15 protein-coding genes are annotated in these 16,474 nt (G+C 67.5%); 11 read left to right on the forward strand and 4 right to left on the reverse strand.

Annotated elements, in window-relative coordinates:
• Window positions 1–38 precede the first annotated feature (38 nt).
• Window positions 39–716, reverse strand: a complete 678-nt coding sequence (locus tag SM447_RS27600) for a hypothetical protein (protein WP_474575804.1) — start codon at window positions 714–716, stop codon at window positions 39–41.
• A gap of 191 nt (window positions 717–907) precedes the next feature.
• Between SM447_RS27600 and SM447_RS27605 the strand changes: the two genes are divergently transcribed.
• The 6 genes from SM447_RS27605 (at window position 908) to SM447_RS27630 (ending at window position 6,284) form a co-directional block, all read left to right on the forward strand.
• Window positions 908–1,381 carry an NUDIX domain-containing protein gene (locus SM447_RS27605; protein ID WP_474575805.1) on the forward strand — a complete coding sequence of 158 codons (474 nt, stop codon included), beginning with the start codon at window positions 908–910 and terminating at the stop codon, window positions 1,379–1,381.
• Window positions 1,382–1,570: 189 nt separating this feature from the next.
• A complete protein-coding gene (locus tag SM447_RS27610; RefSeq protein WP_474575806.1) occupies window positions 1,571–2,176 on the forward strand; it encodes a class I SAM-dependent methyltransferase in 606 nt (201 codons plus the stop codon).
• Between the two features lie 589 nt (window positions 2,177–2,765).
• Window positions 2,766–3,227 carry a GNAT family N-acetyltransferase gene (locus SM447_RS27615; protein WP_474575807.1) on the forward strand — a complete coding sequence of 154 codons (462 nt, stop codon included), beginning with the start codon at window positions 2,766–2,768 and terminating at the stop codon, window positions 3,225–3,227.
• A 293-nt stretch (window positions 3,228–3,520) separates the two neighbouring features.
• The gene (locus SM447_RS27620) at window positions 3,521–4,360 is read left to right on the forward strand and encodes a hypothetical protein (protein WP_474575808.1); all 840 of its coding nucleotides are present in this window, start codon (window positions 3,521–3,523) and stop codon (window positions 4,358–4,360) included.
• 186 nt (window positions 4,361–4,546) lie between these two features.
• The gene (locus SM447_RS27625) at window positions 4,547–5,605 is read left to right on the forward strand and encodes a hypothetical protein (RefSeq protein WP_474575809.1); all 1,059 of its coding nucleotides are present in this window, start codon (window positions 4,547–4,549) and stop codon (window positions 5,603–5,605) included.
• A gap of 190 nt (window positions 5,606–5,795) precedes the next feature.
• Entirely contained in the window at window positions 5,796–6,284 is a 489-nt protein-coding gene (locus tag SM447_RS27630; protein WP_474575810.1) for an NUDIX domain-containing protein, read from the forward strand.
• A 996-nt stretch (window positions 6,285–7,280) separates the two neighbouring features.
• Here SM447_RS27630 and SM447_RS27635 read toward each other — a convergent pair.
• Both SM447_RS27635 and SM447_RS27640 read right to left on the reverse strand, forming a co-directional pair.
• Complete coding sequence (locus SM447_RS27635; protein WP_474575811.1) at window positions 7,281–7,508, reverse strand: hypothetical protein; 228 nt, start codon at window positions 7,506–7,508, stop codon at window positions 7,281–7,283.
• Window positions 7,509–7,594: 86 nt separating this feature from the next.
• Window positions 7,595–8,674, reverse strand: a complete 1,080-nt coding sequence (locus SM447_RS27640) for an ArsR/SmtB family transcription factor (protein WP_474575812.1) — start codon at window positions 8,672–8,674, stop codon at window positions 7,595–7,597.
• A gap of 436 nt (window positions 8,675–9,110) precedes the next feature.
• Between SM447_RS27640 and SM447_RS27645 the strand changes: the two genes are divergently transcribed.
• Window positions 9,111–10,988, forward strand: a complete 1,878-nt coding sequence (locus SM447_RS27645) for an NB-ARC domain-containing protein (protein WP_474575813.1) — start codon at window positions 9,111–9,113, stop codon at window positions 10,986–10,988.
• Here the strand turns inward: SM447_RS27645 and SM447_RS27650 are convergent.
• A complete protein-coding gene (locus SM447_RS27650) occupies window positions 10,891–11,628 on the reverse strand; it encodes a class I SAM-dependent methyltransferase (protein WP_474575814.1) in 738 nt (245 codons plus the stop codon). The genes SM447_RS27645 and SM447_RS27650 overlap by 98 nt on opposite strands.
• Before the next feature lie 357 nt (window positions 11,629–11,985).
• Between SM447_RS27650 and SM447_RS27655 the strand changes: the two genes are divergently transcribed.
• Genes SM447_RS27655 through SM447_RS27670 form a run of 4 tightly spaced genes read left to right on the forward strand, consistent with a single transcriptional unit; the run spans window position 11,986 to window position 16,473 of the window.
• Window positions 11,986–13,239, forward strand: coding sequence for a glycosyltransferase (locus SM447_RS27655; protein ID WP_474575815.1), 1,254 nt, complete (start codon window positions 11,986–11,988; stop codon window positions 13,237–13,239).
• A gap of 15 nt (window positions 13,240–13,254) precedes the next feature.
• A complete protein-coding gene (locus SM447_RS27660; RefSeq protein ID WP_474575816.1) occupies window positions 13,255–14,331 on the forward strand; it encodes a sulfotransferase in 1,077 nt (358 codons plus the stop codon).
• Entirely contained in the window at window positions 14,321–15,220 is a 900-nt protein-coding gene (locus tag SM447_RS27665) for an SAM-dependent methyltransferase (protein ID WP_474575817.1), read from the forward strand. The genes SM447_RS27660 and SM447_RS27665 overlap by 11 nt, the downstream gene beginning before the upstream one ends.
• A gap of 23 nt (window positions 15,221–15,243) precedes the next feature.
• On the forward strand, window positions 15,244–16,473 hold the full coding sequence (locus SM447_RS27670; RefSeq protein ID WP_474575818.1) for a glycosyltransferase: 1,230 nt from the start codon (window positions 15,244–15,246) through the stop codon (window positions 16,471–16,473).
• Window position 16,474 lies beyond the last annotated feature (1 nt).

The raw sequence follows: 16,474 nt of genomic DNA on the forward strand, positions 1-16,474 counted from the left end.
CAGATCCGGACCTGTACGGCTTGTTGCTCTGCGAGTCGTTACAGCAGGTCCAGCAGAGTCTCTATCCGGGTGGCCAGGACCAGGTCCATGGTGCCTTCGATGCGGACACTGACCACTGCGCTACCCGGTGGCTGCGCCAGCCGGATGACCAGCGGGGGCGTGCCTGCCAGCGGGTAGTCGAACCAGCCGTCGGCCGCCTCGTCGTTCGTGTCATCGAGCGCGCCGGTCAGTGCTGCCTCGTCCAGGTCGTCATATGTGTAGCCGATGTAGGAGCTGATCTGCCGGAGCAGTTGCACGACGTGTTCCTCGGTCACCCATCCCTCGACCTGCGCCATAACCTCGTTTCGGACCGTGCTGTCCTGCGGCAGCGGCCGCGCCGTCAGCAACTGTTCCGATTGCGGGTCGTACGAGTCGAGCCCGTACGCACCGGCCAGAAACGGCAGTGCGCTGGTGCCGTGCCAACCGTGGGGCAGAGTCACCCCGACAAATCGATCGGCGAGGTCAGTACGGCCCCATGGCTGCCGCCAACCCAGGTCGTGGTGCCATGGAGCGATCATGTCGGCAAGGTCCGGCCAGCGGCGTAGCAGCTCGGCGCGGAAAGCCAGAACGCGCTCGTCCGCTACCAGGGCGTCGGCCTTCTCGTCCGCGAGCCGATCAGCCAGCCGGCGGGGATTCTCTGTCGCCCCGGACGGCCAGAAGTACAGGTCGTAGCTCACTCACAGGAGCGTAACGACCTCGAGATCGACGCATCCTCCTCGGCAGAGCCGAACGTCCGCCCGGCGAGGCTCGGTTACCGGTGGCGACGGTACGCAGCCTGCCTACACGCTTGAAGCGGCAGACATCCGGACGTGTGTGCATCCCCTTCGGCCGGAGCGGGTTCGTCCTCCCCTTGTGCTCTAATCCCGGCATGCATGTCGTCGTCTGCGGCGCGCTCGTGGAGAACCGCGCGGTCCTGCTGGTGCATCGCAGTCCGATGCGCCGGGCATACCCGGATCTCTGGGATCTGCCCGGGGGGCATGTCGAAGCGGGTGAGTCGGAACTACAGGCCCTCGCACGTGAGATGCACGAGGAAATCGGTGTCCGGATTGTGGCGGAGTCCTCGTCACGGTTGGGCGACCTGCACGCCGGCAGCGGTGCAGACGCCGTTCACGTCAGCGTCTGGCACATCAGAGACTGGGTTGGCTCTCCCACCAACCGTGCACCGGACGAGCATGACGACATCGCATGGGTCGGGATCAACGAGCTGGGCGGCCTTCCGCTCGTGAACGGCGACCTGACGGCGTTGCTTCCTTGCCCGCCTGAGCCTGACCGGCTGCCTCGTCGCGACGAAGCACGGACAACCGCATCGCCGAGCGGCCCGTCGAGCATCGCGGCTCGGTGATTTCGTGTGATTGAATCCGCTGCGTCCCGCTCATCGGCAAGCCGCGAGCGCTGGCTGTGCGTCGAGGGGTTCTGCAGGCGGCGGGGGAGTAGCTGGGGTGTCGGTCGAGTTCGTACGGGCTCGTCCTCCGCGCGAGGTGCCGTACTCAACCGTGCTTGAGCATCGGTGCGCCGGGCCTAAGGTGTCGCCGTGAGCAACCAGCCGGTACGTGATGCCTATTCGTCCATGTCAGCCCGGTACATCGCGCTGTTCGATGGTGGCTGGCAGGCCCCCGGCGACGCGGCGCTCATCCGGGGCCACCTCGCCGGCCTGGACGGCACGGTGCTCGACCTCGGTTGCGGTCCTGGCCACTGGGCCGCCTACCTGCATTCGCTCGGCGCCGACGTGACCGGCGTCGACCTGGTCCCCGAGTTCATCGACCACGCCCGCGCGAACTTCCCCGGAGCGGCGTTCCGGCTCGGCTCGATGACCGAACTGGACGTCCCCGACCATTCGGTGGCCGGCGTCCTCTCCTGGTACTCGACAATTCATCTGCCGCCACCGGAACTCGGCCGCGTGCTGACCGAGTTCCGTCGGATGCTGACCCCGTCCGGGAGGTTGGTGATCGGCTTCTTCGACAGCGACGACGAGGTGGCCGAGTTCGACCACAAGGTCCTCACCGCGTACCGCTGGCCGGCTGACGAGTTCTCCGCCCGCCTGACCAAGGCCGGTTTCACCGAACTCCAGCGCCTGCAACAGCAATTCCCGGACCGCCCGGACCGCAGGTACGCGGCCATCGCCGCAACCGCTGCCTGAGTCCGCTGCGCAGAGCCCTCCATCCGGACGATGCCAACGGTTGAGCCGGCCTTGATCATGGCCAGGTCCCGAGAAACGAATCGAACCGGCGGGAGAGGGCGGCAGTCGTGGCGGCACTACAACACGGAATGCGCGACCGACGTCAACCGCACCACAACTCGGCTGAGCGCTGGTTCTGCCCTCCCTGGCCACGTACGGTGGCGACCGGTCAGCGGATGAGGATGGGCAAAACGGCTTGTCGGACACGGTGCGCCGATGAGATCGTCCGTCGTGATGCTGACTCGTAGCGAACTTCTCGCCTTGCATGACCGGCAGGTGCGGGGCACCATCGCTTCGCGGCTGCCGAACAGGTGGAAGCCGTCATGGGACGGACCGGTCCTGCAGGTCGCCACCCCCGGCCGAGGGTTCGCCTTCGCTGCGGACCTCGACGGACTCACTGTCGAGGAACTGGAGGCGCTCATCGGTCGAGTGCGCGACCGCAGCGCCGCGCGCGGCCAGGCGGACGTACGGCCACGACCGGCGGGATCTCACCGAGCGGCTACGACTGGCCGGATTCGCGCCGGAGAACGAGGAAACCGTCGTCATCGGGGTGACAACCAACCTGACTGCTGCCGGTGAAGCCACCGACGGCATCACGGTCCGCGCGACGACGGAACTGGCCGACCTGCATCGGATCGCGGCCATGGAGTCCGAGGTCTGGGACACCGACTGGTCCTGGCTGGCCGATGACCTGGCTGACCGCATCTCCTCGACCCCGGAGAACATCGTCGTGCTCCTCGCAGAGGCCGCAGGCGAAGTCGTATCGGCGGCCTGGCTGGTTATTTTTCCCGGTACGGAGTTCGCCGCCCTGTGGGGCGGCTCGACGCTCAGACAATGGCGAGGCAAGGGCATCTACCGCGCTCTGGTCGCCCGCCGCGCGCAGATCGCCGCCGACCGGGGGATCACCTACCTCCTGGTCGACGCGTCCAAGGACAGCCGACCCATCCTCCAGCGTCTGGGTCTACAACCGGTCACTACCGCCACCCCATGGGTATGGAGCCCGACCACCTAAGCGAGCGCCACAGGGGCAACGGCCAACGGCACACCATCGGCGGCAGATCCGGGTAGCTGCGGACGCCGAGTCTAGGCTGGGCGGACCACATGAACGGTCGTATCTGATCGTTACGATCATCGGCCATGACTCGCACTACGTCACCGCGGCCGCTGGACATTGCGGAGCTCTTCCCTGAGTTGAAGGAGCACTCGGCGACGGCCACGCGGCTGCATCCCCGGCCTGGTAGGCCGACGGTCGCCGATAGTTCGGTGGGTGGCCCGCTGCTCTGGCCGGCCGATGAGGCGTGGCCAGTGTGCACAGATGGCGACGCCCACTACATTTTCCGGCTCCAGACGCCGTCGACGACCCGCCGCAGCCGGGAGATCTACGCGGCAGCGCAGGCCCGTGCCGACGCGACGGGCACTCGTTACGCCCTGACTGACGAGGAGCGAGCTCAGCTGCCAGGACTCGACTCCTCCGAGCCGCACAGCCTGGTGGACCAGCCGATCTCGCTGGTTCCGGTGACGCAGCTGTACCGCCGGGACGTTCCCGACTTCGCCGGCCCGGACGACGCCGATCTGTTGCAGGTGCTGTGGTGCCCGCTGGACCACCCCGAGGAGGGCTACAACCCGCGGGTACGGCTGTACTGGCGGCGCAGCGCCGACGTCAAACGGCCCTTGGCCACGGCTCCCGAACCCCCCGTCGTCAACGACTCCTATCTGGCGACTCCCTGCAACGTGTACCCGGAACAGATTCGCGAGTACCAGTACGGCGGACTGCTGCCCGAGGAACTCGACGCCCGAATCACCACCTGGGAGGAGGAGACCGAAGAGGGAGCTGACGACCAGGAGGGAATCAACTATCAGTTCGACCTGTCACTGGCGCCGGGCTGGAAGGTGGGCGGCTTCGCGAACTGGTCGCTGACCGACCCGCATCCGGTGAGCTGCACGGAATGTGGCACCGCGATGACGCTGCTGGTCACCGTCGACTCCAGCGAGTGGCACGGGTCGGGCGGCAGCTGGCGGCCGATGGAAGAACCGGCGCAGGCTTCACCCAACCCCACCGACGTTTCCATCGGCCGGGGCTATGCCCTGTACATCTTCCGCTGCCCGGTCTCGTTCGATCACCCACCAACCACCGCCATGCAGTGATCTCTTCGAACGTTGGCATCCGAAGCGGCGCACTACTTTCGGCACGACCACGCCTGTCGCCACCGTTCCCCGTACGACGCCCTGACGGCGGCATGTGCGGATGCGCATGCGTGACGGGCCGGAGATCGGTCGTTGGGTGGCCGTTTGGTGTTTGCGTCGCGGCGGTTGCTTGGTCACGCTTGCCGGGTGGCTGATCTGGACTTCTTCGTCGATGTGGTCGTCAGTGGCGCCGTGCTCGGAGTGGGCGTGATCGACTCGCCGGACGGCGTAGCTCACGCGATCGGTACTGACTTCGTCGAGGACCGCGGCCGCGCGGTGATGCGGCGTGACTACGGTCTGGTGGAGTTCTCTTGGGCGCGTCGGTCCGGATCCGATCCCTGGCATGCGACGGGCTTCACCGTGCACGTGCACCGCTTGGCGTCTGTCGATGTCACCGGGGGCCTCGTCCAACGGTACGGGCCGTTCGGTCGACACCTGGGGTTCGCGCGCCTGAACGCCGAATTGGAGCGGCTCGGCTATCGACTCGACGAGATCACTCAAGAGTCTGACGGCGACTTCCGGCGGTACTGGCTTGCCGAGTCGCGGGTGTCCCTCGTGGTCGCCCCCACTCCAGACGGGGAGGTGATCGACGCTGGCGACGTCTGGTCGATCAGTGGGCGGCAACCTCCCGAGGCCGTAGCGGCCGCGGGTCTCGGTGCGCAGCGTCAGGCCATCACTAATGGGCTGGCTCATCTGCTGCGGCTCGACGACAACCAGCGTAGGGACTGGCTGGACCGCCGCCAGCCGGCATCGAGCGCACGGGTCAACTGGTGGCTGTATCTGCTGCTGGTCATCGACCAACTCCTTCGCCACCAACCAGGTCGCCGGGCCGACTGGGTGGAGCTGAGGCTATGGCTGCTGCGCCAGGGACAGGCCCGGGGTGTCTTCACCCGAGCCGAAAGCGCCGAGAAGGTGGCCTACTTCACGGCTGACATGCGACGCGCGGGGGCCGACTTTCCGGATCTGCTGCCGTCCGCTGATGACATCGTCCGGGCCTGCCTTGACGCCATCCCGGTTGGTCGGGACCAGGTGCCCATGCTCGACGCCCGCCGAGACCTACACGGACTCGACCCAACGCAGATACGCCTATCCCGCCTTGCGAAAAACCTGGTCAATGCTGCTCAATGGCATCTGGACGAGGTCCAGGATGAACGGCTCGCCGACCAACTGCGCGAATGGATCGCGGTCAAGCCCGGCCTCGTGTAGAAGCTCGCTTCACCGCGCGGCCAGCACCACCCCTGCCTCGGCGCAACGCACGCTCATCGGCACGAACGTGCCCCCCTGTCCGTCGTTCCTTCGTCACGTGCTGTGACGCCCGGACGGCGGCAGAGCCGGATGTCTGCGCGTGCCCTCTGGCTGGAGCGAGCTTGTCCTATCCCTGTGCTCCAATCCCGTCATGCATGTCGTCGTTTGCGGCGCACTCGTGAAGAACGGCGTGGTCCTGCTGGTACACCGCAGCCCGACCCGCCGGGCATACCCGGACCTCTGGGATCTGCCCGGGGGGCACGTCGAAGCGGGTGAGTCGGAACTACAGGCCCTCGCGCGTGAGATGCACGAGGAGCTAGGGGTGCACATTGTGGCGGAGTCCTCGTCACGGTTGGGCGACCTGCATGCCGGCAGTGGCGAGGACGCCGTCCACGTGGGCGTCTGGCAAATCAGAGACTGGGTCGGCTCTCCCACCAACCGCGCACCTGAGGAGCATGACGACATCGCATGGGTCGGGATCAGCGAGTTGGGCGGCCTTCTGCTCGTGTTTGGCGCATTGCCGGCATTGTTTCATTCCCTGCCTGAGCCTGACCGGCTGCCTCGTCGCGACGAAGCACCGACAACCGCATCGCCGAGCGGCCCGTACATCCGTCGCTGCTCGGCACTTCCGTCCGGTTGAATCCCCTACATCCGGTCATCGGCATGAGGGCGCACCGCGTCGGGTCGTGGAGGTGCGTCCGGCTGAGGGGGCTCGCGCGTAAAGACGGGTCCCGAGCGCCTGGCTCGGGACCCGTCAGTAGGCTGATCTTCAGTCGAGTGGGATAGCACCGGTAAGCCGAATCCCACGTTGAGTATCGGTTTGTGTCGATCCTCGGACACAGATTTTCCGCATCGGTGCGCCATCGAGTGCGCATGCGCTGATACTGCAGCCTGTTGGTACGGGCAGCTGGGCGTGCACCCGTGGGTCCGAGTTCCGCATCGATACATTGGCCATCTGCGGCGCAGTTCGATCGGCGCTTACCATGACCGCCGTGGGCGTGCTGGCCTGAGTCAGTCCCTGCGGGATGGGGCGAGCCTTAGCTACGCCGAAAAGCGGCCGACCGGCCCGGAGCTGGGCGTCGGGTCGCCGGTGGGGTGGGTGAGCGCGCCGTTGGCCGCCTGCGGTGACGTGCTCGCATACGGTGCGCGGCCGATAGCTGCCGGGAGTGTCGGTGCCGATGGTGTTCCAGAAGGGCGGGGAGCCGTCGATGTGCCCGCCCCAGGGTGTGCCAGGTGAAGCTGGGGTTCTCCTCGCGTAGTGCTGCCATGCCTGCGGCGGAGAGGCCATGCCACCGGTAGGCGGGCTGGGTGTGGGGCTGCTCCACCCAGCCGATCCGGCATCGACGGCACAGCTGGTAGTCGACGGCGAAGGCGAATTCGTCGCGATCGAGGCCGTCGTCGGTGCGGCCGCGTAGGTTCGCCGCTCGCATCCGCCAGCCGGGCCGCTCCGCCGAGACGGTGTCCTGCCACGGCGTAGCCAGCCGCGGCACAACCGGCCAACCGCGTCGCTGCGGCCACCGGTTGCCTGCAGCCGGAGCAGAACGGTTCGCTGCCGGAGACCCGCCCGACCTGCCCGGTGCTGGCGATCAGTTTCCGGATCGCCTCGTCGTGTTCGTGGCCGGGGCTCATTGCCGTGTCAGTCCTCGTCGTCGGCTTCGGCATCGGCCTGGTCTGCCTGTTCGACCAGCGCGTTGGTCAGATCACGCAGCCCGGCGACGACGTTCCGTTCTGGCCGGATCGCCGGGTTCAGGCCACGGGCCTTCGCCTGCTCCCAGATCGCTGAGTTGAGCCGGCGGAGCAGGACGTCGAGCGGCAGGTTGATGTGGACCTCTTGCCGGCACAGCTGTCGGATCCTGCCCGTCACGGACCTCACGGCCTTGCGTGACGGGTGATATCAGGATGCTGTGCTGGGACTCGCCTCGCTGCGGATGAGCCTTCTCACGCAGGCTCTCAAGCAAGGCCGTTCCGTGGTTGCACCGACATCGTGACGGCTGCGGGGCCGGCGGGAGCGTTTTCGAGCGACGAGCCGCGGTTGACGAGCGCCGCGCCCAGCGGGGTCAGAGTGTGCCGCACGGTGTTCTGTCGCCGGTGGGTGGTGATGAGGCCAGCCTCGCGCAGGACACCGGTGTGCTGGCTGACCGAGGCAGCGGACACGCTGAGGCGCCGACCGAGCTCGGTGGTGGTCGGGCTGCCGGCCAGAGCCGCCAGAAGCTTGCTGCGCGTCCGGCCAAGCAGCGCGGCCAGGGCGCGCTCCTTGTGGGCCCCGGTGTCCCACAAGCGGTTGGCCACCTCTGACGAGATGGGTGGCGTGTAGACCAGCACCGGCGGACTGGGGTCGTCGATGGAACTGGGTTCGAAGACATCAGGCCGACCGAAGTAGAAGACCGAGGGCGTCACCAGGAGGCCCTGCTCGTCGATCCGGATCGTGCGGTCGGAGCCGTTGGGAATCTCGAGGACGGGGAACTGCCAGGACACGAGTGGATGCAGGCTGCGGAGGAAGCCGTCCACACCGTGCCCGAGGATGATGCTTGCGCGGGTCGCCCGGTCGTCCTCCAGGAAGCTGGAGAGGGCTTGCCGGTACGGGGCCATGGCTGTGTCGTGGAATCGCCGCAGCAGGGTGCTCACCGCCGGGGCTGACTCGCCTGGGTGGTGCACGGCTGCGGCGCTCGTATCGAACTCGTTGACCGGCAGCCGAAACAGTTCGGCGGACGGTTGCATCGAATGCGCCACCGAGCCGACCAGGTTCATGCGGTGCCCAACCTTGATCCGCACCGACCGTCGCCAGACGTCAAATACTGCGGCCTCGACATGCCGATTGAACAATCGCGCGGCGAACAGTGTCTCGGAAACAGGGCTGTGGGCGCCGAGCAGCCGCACGCGCGCTAAGCCCTTGGCCGAAAATACAATTCGCATGGCTTCCCCCGTTGCGTCGCGCTGATCGTGGGCACGGTGGCGGCGGCCACCACACAGTTGTGACTGATCGTGGTCCTCGATACCGCCTGCTGATATCGAACCGGCTTTGCCGAACACAGTCTGCTATGAAGCGGTCGGACGGCCACCGGCAGGTGAGCCGTCCCTTCGCACGTCCAGAAAGAGCAGGAACAAGCTGGGAGCTATAGACCAATGTCAGCACGGTGTGCGGCGTCGTTCAAGAACGGCAGTGTGTTCCGAACAAACTCGAACACAGGCGTTCGCTGACCGGGCTCTGCATCGGCGGTGGGCGTCGGGCGGGATGGATGGCAGCGCAACGCTTCGGCGATCATCCACAGTGGTCTGACCCGACAGTCAGGGTGATCGGGTAGCATCGATGTCGTCAGGGCGAGGTCGGGGTCTGGGCCGGTCAATGACGGGGGGCGCGGATGGCGCAGGCGAGCCGCAGGGCGACAGTAGATCGCGATGACCTGGCGTCGCGGCGTTCGGGGTTATGCCAAACACGCGGTGGCGCACGGGGCCTTCGAGGTCGGCCATGAAAGCTCGTGGCGCCCCGCCGACGCCGGACGAAGCGACCTCACCGATCGAGTTTGTCGCCGCGTTGAAGGCGCTGCGTTTGTGGTCGGGAATGACCTTCCGGCAACTCGCCGCGAACGCGGTGCGGGCAGGGCGCCCACTGCCAGCAAGCACCATCGGTTCCGTTTTGAGCCGGTCAAAGCTGCCACGCCGGGATTTCGTCGCACCATTCGTGCTCGCCTGTGGACTCGATGACGTACAGGCCGGGGAGTGGACCGCGGCTCGTGACGCGCTGGCCGCGCGGACGGCGAGCACCGGCGATGAACCGGGCCAGCCAGCCCCGACGGACCGGCTCGTGCAGCCGGAGCAGGATGCGATCTGGCCCAACCCGCTCGCCAACTGGCCGACTCCGACCATGCTGCCGCTTGATCTTGCGGATTTCACCGGCCGGACGGCAGAGGTGCGTCTCCTGACCGACCATCTCACCCGCGGTGAGCACCACGAAGGAGCCGGCCGGCCGCTTCCGATCTTGGCGATCTGCGGCATGGCCGGAATCGGCAAGACAGCGCTCGCCACACACGTCGCTCACCTTGCCGCACCGTCCTATCCGGACGGCCAACTGTGGGTCAATCTGGGTGGTGCAGAGGCGAGCCCACTTGATCCCGCCGACGTGTTGAGTCGCTTCCTGCGTGCCCTCGGCATGCATGGTCGGGCGATTCCCGACGACCCGGACGAACGAGCCGAGGTGTATCGGATGCGACTAGCCGGGAGGCGGGTCCTAGTCGTGCTCGACAACGCCCGGTCCGAGGAGCAGGTCCGGCCGCTGCTACCCGGTGTCGGGACATGCGCGGTCGTGGTCACGGGCCGCGCGCGGCTGGCCGGACTCGAAGGCGCGCGGCACGTCGAGCTCGGCATGCTCTCGCGCCTGGACGCGCTCCGCATGCTCGGCAGTGTCAGCGGCCAGCGCAGGGTGGACAGCCAGTCCGGGGAGGCCACCAAGATCGCCGACCTCTGCGGGAACCTGCCGCTTGCGGTCCGCGTCGCCGCTGCGCGGCTGGCGGCCCGACCGTCGTGGCCGCTCGCGCACCTCGCCGCGATGCTCGGCGATGAAGCCCAGCGGCTGGATCAGCTGTCCGCTGGTGACCTCGCCGTCCGATCGTCGCTCGAGTTGAGCTATCGAGACCTTGAAGATGAGCAGGGACAGCTGTTCCGACTGCTCGGCCTCTTGGAGGTACCCGACTTCCCGGTGTGGGTGGCCGCCACTGTGCTCGGTTGCCCACCCGAGCGCGCTGCCGAGCAGACAGAGGCATTGGTCGACGCCCAACTGCTGGCCACCGCCGGCACCGACTCGATCGGGCAGGCCCGTTACCGCTTCCATGATCTGGTACGGCTGTTCGCGCTCGAACGCGCCCAGGTCGAGGAGCCCGCGGACCGCCGCATGCACGCACTTTCCCAGGGCCTCCGTGGCTGGCTCGCCCTCGCCGAGCGGATGGCTGAACGCATTCCAGGCTCCCGTCGTGAGCCGACCGATGGTCCCGCACCCCGCGGTCCGGTGGACTGGATGCTTGCCCAGTTCGGGGAGATCGATGCTCTGGACTGGTTCCACGCCGAACGCGCCACCCTCTGCGCGGCGGTTCGGCAGGCATACCGGCTGGACCTTGATGATCTGGTCTTCGACCTGGCGGGCCGGTTGGCGAAGCACTTCGACCTATGGGCCGAGTACGCGGACTGGGGTCAGCCTCAACACCGAGATGATCGCGGTCTGCAGGCGCATATCGGCGATCGGCTCGGCGAGGAAGTCATTCCGCACCGGCTGAGCTGCTGGGTTGGCGGCCGAGGCGAGTGTACTCGACCATCCGTTGCCCTCGGGGATGCCCCCAGTCGCCGATGTACCTGAAGGACCAGGGGGCGCGGCTGGCCGCCCAGCGCAGATCGTCCTGGTAGTACCAGTAGGCGTTGCGCTCAGTGAACAGCCGGCCGGACCAGGAGACTTTGTCGAGCGGGAAGGTTTCGGGTTGCTCGAAGAACGTCACGTAGAAGCGGCCACCCGGTCGCATGGCCTTCGCCATCCGGTACAGGCACAGCCGCATCCAGTTGAGCGAGACGTGGGTGAAGACCGACTGGGCGATCGCCATGTCGAACTCGACACCGAAGTCGGCGTCGAACCTGTCCGTGGCCCGAAGGTTGGCCCTCGGTAGCCGCGTCCGGCCCGCGTCGTCGAGTTCGTGGTCATACCCCGCCACAAGCAGGCTGCGGTTGATGTCGATGCCGTAGTAGTTGCCCGGGTCGAGATAGGTGGCGATCAGGCGGCCGGCGCGCAACGAGCCGCATCCCACGTCGAGGAACCGGTGATCTGATCTGAGCCCCTGTTGCTTGAGGAACTCGAGCTGAAGCTCACCGAGTTCGTCCCAGTACCCGCCCACAGCTTCCCGGTGGATTCTGCGGGCCAGAAGGTCTGGCTTGCCGAAGTCTACGTTCTGGTATGCCGCGTCCTGAAATGCCGCGGCCTCGGTCCGGACCTGTATCTCAGTGCTCATGGTTTCTCCTGACTGTGGCACGGCACCTGGATGCAGCGTTTCCCGACACTACTCGGCGAACGACGGTGAACCGGACGTTTTTAGTGGTGGCCAAAAGAGCGGTCCGGGTGCCGGTGCATTGGCCCCGGTGGGTGGCACCCACTTTCAGCTCTAACCAAAAGACGGGGATGGTCTCGGAAGTCGTCGAAGGTCTTCGCCGTCGCCGGACCTCAATGTTAAACCGGAGCCCAAAACGGAGGTACGCTTTCTCCTCCCGCCTCCGCGCTTGACCTCATGAATCGGTCTCGTTACCGTGGCACTGCCGATCGTCAATGAGATTCTTTTCTTTGCCGGCTCCGCTCGGAATGGGGAAATCGCGTGCGCGTACTGCTGACGACGATTGGATCGCGAGGTGACGTCCAACCGTTGGTGGCGCTGGCGACGCAGGTGAGGGCGCTTGGTCACGAGGTACGGATGTGTGTGCCGCCCGACTTCCAGGACTGGCTCGGTGAGCTCGGCTTCGAGGCCACTCCCATCGGCCCTCCGATGCGTAGGGCCATGGTTCCACCGCAGGTCCCCTTCACCGTCGAGCAGCTGCGGCCAATGGCAGCGGCGCAGGTGGCTGCCCAGTTCGAGAAGCTGCCGGAGGCTGCTCGCGGCTGTGACATCGTGGTCTCGGCCAACCCGCAGCTGACGGCGGTCAGCTCGGTGGCGGAGATGGTGGGAATTCCCTACGTCTTCGCGGTGTACAGCCCCAACATGCTGCCGTCGCCGCACCACGCTCCGCCGCCACAGCCACTGCCAGTCCACGTATCGCTGGATACCGAGGCAGACCCCCGTGAGCTGTGGGCTCGTGACGCGGAGCACCTGAACGACATGTACCGCGCTGTGCTGAACTCCCACCGGGCGGCAGCGGGGCTGGCTGCGCTGGACGACGTACGCAGCCATGTCTTCACCGCACGGCCCTGGTTGCCCGCTGACCCGACGCTGGTGCCGTGGCCCGACCCTGCGGACGAGACGGTGTTTCAGCCCGGCGCGTGGATCCTGCCGGACGAGCGTCCGCTCTCTGCTGAGCTGGAGGAGTTCCTCGACGCCGGTGAACCGCCCATCTACTTCGGCTTCGGCAGCAGCCTCGGTGTCCAGGACGACCTCGGCCCGGTGATCGTCCAGACCACTTGTGCGCTCGGCCGCCGCGCGGTCGTCTCGCGCGGCTGGGCCGGGTTGGAGCTGCCGGATGGCGGGCCTGACTACCTGACCATCGGTGAAACCAACGTGCAGGCACTGTTCCGGCGGGTAGCGGCCGTCGTGCATGTCGGCAGCGCGGGCACCACGACTCTGGCCGCCCTGGCCGGCGCCCCTCAGGTAGTCGTACCGCAGATGTACGACCAGCACTACTGGGCACGACGCGTCGACGAACTCGGCGTCGGAACCGGGCACGCGTCCAGGACGCCGATGACCACCGGTTCGCTGACGCGCGCGCTCGACCGAGCCCTCCAGCCCGAGGTGGCCGAGCGTGCCCGATGCCTCGCCCCGGTGGTCCGCCGCGACGGCGCTCAGGTCGCTGCTGCCCGCCTGACGAGCGTCGACCTGTCGGAGACCAATGGGCGACCTCGGACGTATGAGCGACCGTAGCCCCGAGGAGGAACGATGTCCCTGACCCTCGTCGTGGGTACCGGCCGATGCGGCTCGACGATGCTGAGCGGGGCCTTGAGCGCCCATCCGGATGTCCTGAGCCTCAGCGAGCTGTTCGCCTCGTTGAGTAACCGGGCCTTCCCGGCCGAACCGCTCGACGGACGTCAGTTCTGGCACCTGCTCAGTGCACCCGATCCCAAGGTCGACGCGATGGTGCGGAACGGGTTGCGGACGCCGGAGCAGCGCTACCCCTACGAGACTGGGCGGTTCGACCCGGCTTCCGGCGTGCCCGCCATCTGCCACATGACCCTACCGGCGCTCACCGACGAGCCCGACCTGTTGTTCGACGAACTGGAGAGCGAGCTTCCGTCCTGGCCACGACGTCCCGTCGTGCGGCACTACCGGGACCTGTTCGCCTGGCTCGCCGATCGGTTCGGCCGCAGCGTCGTCGTCGAGCGATCCGGCACCTCACTGCGCTACGTGCACCGCATGCGGACGATGTTCCCGGAGGCTCGGTTCGTCCACATGTTCCGCGACGGCGCAGACTGCGCGCTGTCCATGAGTCGCCACTACGGATTCCGCTTGATGATGCTGCCCCGGGTGGCCGCTCGGGTGGCCGGAGTGCCGGTGCCCGGTCTGGTCAGGAACCATCTCACCCGGTTGCCCCCTGAGTATCAGCGGTTCTTCCGTAGAGACTTCAGACCCGAGTCGATCATGAGCGTGGACCTGCCGCTGCGCGACTTCGGCGAGTTCTGGTCCGAGATGATCCGACACGGCGTCCTTGAACTGTCCGAGGTAGATCAGAGGGATCGGCTCGACGTGCGCTATGAGCACCTGCTCGCCGATCCCCGTGCCGAGTTCAGCAGGCTGGCGTCCTACCTCGGGGTGGCGGCCGACCGGCGGTGGCTCGACCAGGCCAGCGGAGTCGTCGACGCCACCCGCGCCGGGGCGGCGCGACGGCTGGACCCACCAGCACGCGACGAACTGAAGGCGGCCTGCGCAGCCGGTGAACTGGCCCTGCGCTGCGCGAGGGCCGCACGGAGCACGGCAGATCCCGACGAGCAGGAAGCGGTGAACAGCGATGAGCGTTGACTTCAAGGTGCCGACGCCGGAGTCCGTCGGGGCGTTCTACGATCAGGTGAACGCTATCCTCGCCCAGGTCCAGGGTGGCGCGATGCACTACGGCTACTGGACCGGGCCGGACGATGACAGCGACTTCGAGACGGCCAGCGTCCGACTGACCGACATGATGATCGAGCGGGTCGCCGCGAGCCCGGGCGAGCGGGTGCTGGACGTCGGCTGCGGTCCGGGCCGCCCGGGCGTACGACTGGCCAAGGTCAGTGGTGCCGAGCTCGTCGGGGTCTCGATCAGCGAGCAGGACGTGCGTCTGGCCAACGACCGGGCCCGCGTCGAGGCGGTGTCCGATCGGGTGAGCTTCCAGCGGGCCGACATGCTCGTGATGCCGTTCCCCGACGACTCCTTCGACCACGCTATGGCCCTGGAGTCGATCGTCCACGTGCACGACCGGGTAGGGGCGCTGCGGGAGATCGCCCGGGTGGTACGCCCCGGCGGGCGCATCGTACTGACCGACTTCACGGCCAAGGACGGGCCGCACGGGCGTCCTGACCAGACCTTGATCAACGTGTACGACTCCTGGCGGTCCGCCGCTCCGATCCGGGCCGCGGACTACGAGGCGTTCGCGTCGCAGGCCGGAATCGTGCTCGACGAACTTACCGACATCACCGACCACGTGAAGTACACCGGCATGTGGACCTACCTCGAATTGCGGCGGTACGCCCGCGAACACCCGGTGCCGCCGGAAGTGGAGCAGATCCTCGGCGTCTTCGGGCCGATCCTCAACGGCACCACGGAGGCGCCGGGCCTCACCGATGCGCAACTCGAACAGGGCTGGCGGCGGATGCTGGCCCAGGAACAGGCACAAGGGATGATCATCGTCGTCGCGCACACCCCGTCCTCCTGAGGCCCTGACAAAGAGGGGTGCCCATGCGTGTGTTGCTGACGACGATCGGCTCGCGAGGCGACGTTCAGCCCTTGCTGGCGCTGGCGATGCAGGTGAGAGCTCTCGGCCATGCGGTGCGCATGTGCGTACCCCCCGACTTCGAGGCCTGGATCGATCGGCTCGGTTTCGAGCTGACGACCATCGGTCCCCGGATGCGCAAGGCCCTCGGCGCGCCGGGTCCGCAGGTCGCGCTCTCCGCCGATGAGCTGCGGGAGCGCACCGAAGCGCAGGTCGCGGCCCAGTTCGACAAGCTCGCGGCGGCGGCCGAGGACTGCGATGCGATCGTCGTGGCGACTCCCTTGTTGCTGGCCGCCCGCTCGGTGGCGGAGCAGCTCGGAATCGCCTATGTCTTCGCCGTCTACAGCCCCAACATGCTGCCATCGTCGTACCACGCACCGCCCCCGCTGCCGATGCCGGGACACGCGCCGGCCGCCGCGGCCGCCGACCCCGGCAAGCTCTGGGCTCGAGACGCGGCCCGCCTGAACGACTTGTTCCGTGGTCCGCTGAACTCCTGCCGGGCGTCGGTGGGCCTGGCAGCGCTCGACGACGTGCGCAGCCACGTCTTCACCGACCTCCCATGGCTGCACGCCGATCCGACGCTGGGACCATGGCCTGATCCGGCGGAAACAGCGGTCTTTCAGCCCGGCGCGTGGATCCTGCCCGACGAGCGGCCGCTCCCGCGGAAGCTGGCGACGTTCCTCGACAACGGCGAACCGCCCATCTACTTCGGCTTCGGCAGCATGCACGTGCCGCCCGGCCTCGGCGCGGTGATGGTCCAGACCGCACGCGCGCTGGGCCGTCGCGCCGTCCTCGCACGCGGATGGGCCGGCCTGGAACTGCCGGACGACGGATCCGACTGCATCGCCATCGGCGAGGTCAACGAGCAGGCGCTGTTTCACCGTGTCGCTGCCGTCGTCCACCATGGCGGCTCGGGCACCACCACGTCGGTGGCGCTCGCCGGCGTGCCACATGTGATCGTCCCGCAGATGTATGATCAGCACTACTGGGCGCAACGGATTGATGAGCTCGGCATCGGAGCAGCGCACGCGTCCGGAACGTCGGTGACTGCGGGCTCGCTGACGGGCGCGCTCGACCGGGTACTTCACCCGGATGTGGCCGCCCGTGCGCTGGCGATCGCGCCCACGATCCGCCGTGACGGTGCCCAGGTCGCCGCGCAACGGCTGACTGCCGTCGGCGCGTTGTCCGAGCTCTGAA

The organism is Micromonospora aridisoli (assembly GCF_056150025.1).

Excerpts from the sequence above, each read along its gene's own strand:
- SM447_RS27605 (WP_474575805.1), top strand. The coding sequence starts at position 908 with ATGCATGTCGTCGTCTGCGGCGCGCTCGTGGAGAACCGCGCGGTCCTG.
- SM447_RS27630 (WP_474575810.1), top strand. The coding sequence starts at position 5,796 with ATGCATGTCGTCGTTTGCGGCGCACTCGTGAAGAACGGCGTGGTCCTG.
- SM447_RS27645 (WP_474575813.1), top strand. The coding sequence starts at position 9,111 with ATGAAAGCTCGTGGCGCCCCGCCGACGCCGGACGAAGCGACCTCACCG.
- SM447_RS27650 (WP_474575814.1), bottom strand. The coding sequence starts at position 11,628 with ATGAGCACTGAGATACAGGTCCGGACCGAGGCCGCGGCATTTCAGGAC.
- SM447_RS27660 (WP_474575816.1), top strand. The coding sequence starts at position 13,255 with ATGTCCCTGACCCTCGTCGTGGGTACCGGCCGATGCGGCTCGACGATG.
- SM447_RS27665 (WP_474575817.1), top strand. The coding sequence starts at position 14,321 with ATGAGCGTTGACTTCAAGGTGCCGACGCCGGAGTCCGTCGGGGCGTTC.
- SM447_RS27670 (WP_474575818.1), top strand. The coding sequence starts at position 15,244 with ATGCGTGTGTTGCTGACGACGATCGGCTCGCGAGGCGACGTTCAGCCC.